1 protein-coding gene is annotated in these 2,065 nt (G+C 48.9%); it reads left to right on the plus strand.

Annotated elements, in window-relative coordinates; genetic code table 11:
- Positions 1-51: 51 nt before the first annotated feature.
- Positions 52-2,065 (plus strand): hypothetical protein (locus Tam10B_RS12705; RefSeq protein ID WP_143248662.1); only part of this gene is annotated, 2,014 nt, incomplete at its 3' end.

Here is a 2,065-nt window from a genome sequence, read left to right on the forward strand (position 1 = left end):
TGCTATGAGACTAGTACTGTCAGAACCATCCAATAACAAAGGAGTTGGTCTATGACTACGAATGATCCGGAAGACAGAAAGTCTCAGGACCCGTTACGCAACGCGTTCATTGAAATGGGTACGAAACAGTATTTTGCGGAATACCAAAACGAAGATGATCCCGTACTGGGCATTTCTCTGGACGATTTCAAGAAAGTACAGCGTGAGGTAAATGCTAGCGGGATCAAAGATGATCTCGCACGATTGGTCAAGGATGACGAACGTCGCAAAAATCTGATCAAAAGTGTTGCAGATCAACTGCACTTCGCCATAGATATGGAAAAAACTGATTATGAGATGCAGTTTGCCGAGCAACTAGAACGCATCATCTATGAAACTCCCTCAGTATTTACCGCATACCACAAGTGGGCCAAACAGATGGCCGACATAATCGCCGGCGGTACTCTGACGGATGACGAGCGGTCATTGTATTCAGAACGAATGTGGGAATTGGGCTGGCTACTGGAATCGGAATCTCACGAACAATGCAAATGCGTATCATGCATTGCGCGTAGTAAAGATTTACGTGATGCCATAACCGAAGGTCAGCTTGGCGGGAGGAAATCCGCGCTGGATTGTTATGCCGACGAAATGCGTAAAGCAACGCCCGGCACCTTTGGTACGTGGGCGTTTGATACGAGTCAGCGTCACTCCACTCTATCGGAGCAGGACTCTCTGGCTTTAGAACAGTTGCGTAATGACTACGAATATGCCGGCGAACCGGATCATCAGCACAAGGTCGACGTCGACAAAAAGGACCTGTTGGGTGCGCTATATGATAAGTTCTGCACGGATGAGAAACACCGGCCGAACACGAAGGTCATGTTCCTGTTTCTTAACTGGGGAGACATGATCTCCCCCTATCGACCGCTGCATATCAATCCCGGCCCGCGCCCCAAAGATTATTGCGGCAATGATCTCAAGCCGTATCAGCCTGATCTTCTCCTATACCACGACTTCTCCGGCCCTCTCTTTGCCTCAACGGAGCCGGATCCGGTATGGTCATACGGGTTAGACGCTCAGGTCTCCGGCAAGTCAGACAACATCGGTCGGTTCGTCCGCGCCGTCTATGACACCCCATTAAGGGGCGGTTTCATGACCGACTTCTACAAAGGCATCGCCACTCCGGACTCAACGCTGCTCAATCAGATTCTCGAAGGTAATTCCGCCGAAGTAGACAATGCCATGCTCCAGCTGCTCCAGACTGAGCATGACATACTGAAGGAAGCCAACGAACAGCGTCTCAAAAACCAAGGCCAGAGCAATATTGAAAATCGCAGCAGACCTCTGCTGCTCGTCACGTCGCGCGCCTACAGCGTTATTCGATACGACCTCGGACTCACCAGAAAGCAGATAAAAATCAAGCCTGATGGGAAGAAACAGATAAAATTCAAGCCTGCCAGCGAACGAGTGCTCAAAGACATCAAACCATGGCAGATTATTCCTTGGCCACATCATTCCGGCAGCAACGGGCACTTTCAAGCGAAAGAACTCATCGAAGCATATGGTCGGGCATTCTGTGCAATCAACTATGTTGATGACGGACAAACCAAATTGCCAATCAGCACGGACTCCAGCGAAGAAAAACTAAAGAATTTCTTCTGCATCCGATTCTACAAAGACAATCAGGGGCGGTTCCGCGATCTCATGGATACCGTGTTCAAGGTAGATGATCCTTCTCTCAAACGGATCGAAGATGCTTTGGAGAAAGATCCAACATTCTCCGAAGGAACCGTGTCACATTTAGACGAGACCGCCATAGCTAGAATTATCGATCTGCTCTTCCAAAACGCTAACGAAGACGACGATACGGCTGCTCGATTGAATGAATTCCGAGAATGCTTCAAGCACGCACTGGCTACAAGTAGCAAGATAAAAGCAAAGGATGTGATGAAACTGTTCACCGACATGATTAAGGCCGAAGCCCCTATCATCAAAAAGTTCGGCGAGCCCGATAAGCCCAAGAAGGATAAAGACAAAACCCTGAAGGAGTTGTTCAACGATGCTTGGAACGCAGAGCAGAAAC

The sequence above is a fragment of the Bifidobacterium vansinderenii genome, from assembly GCF_002234915.1.
GTDB classification, from domain to species: domain Bacteria; phylum Actinomycetota; class Actinomycetes; order Actinomycetales; family Bifidobacteriaceae; genus Galliscardovia; species Galliscardovia vansinderenii.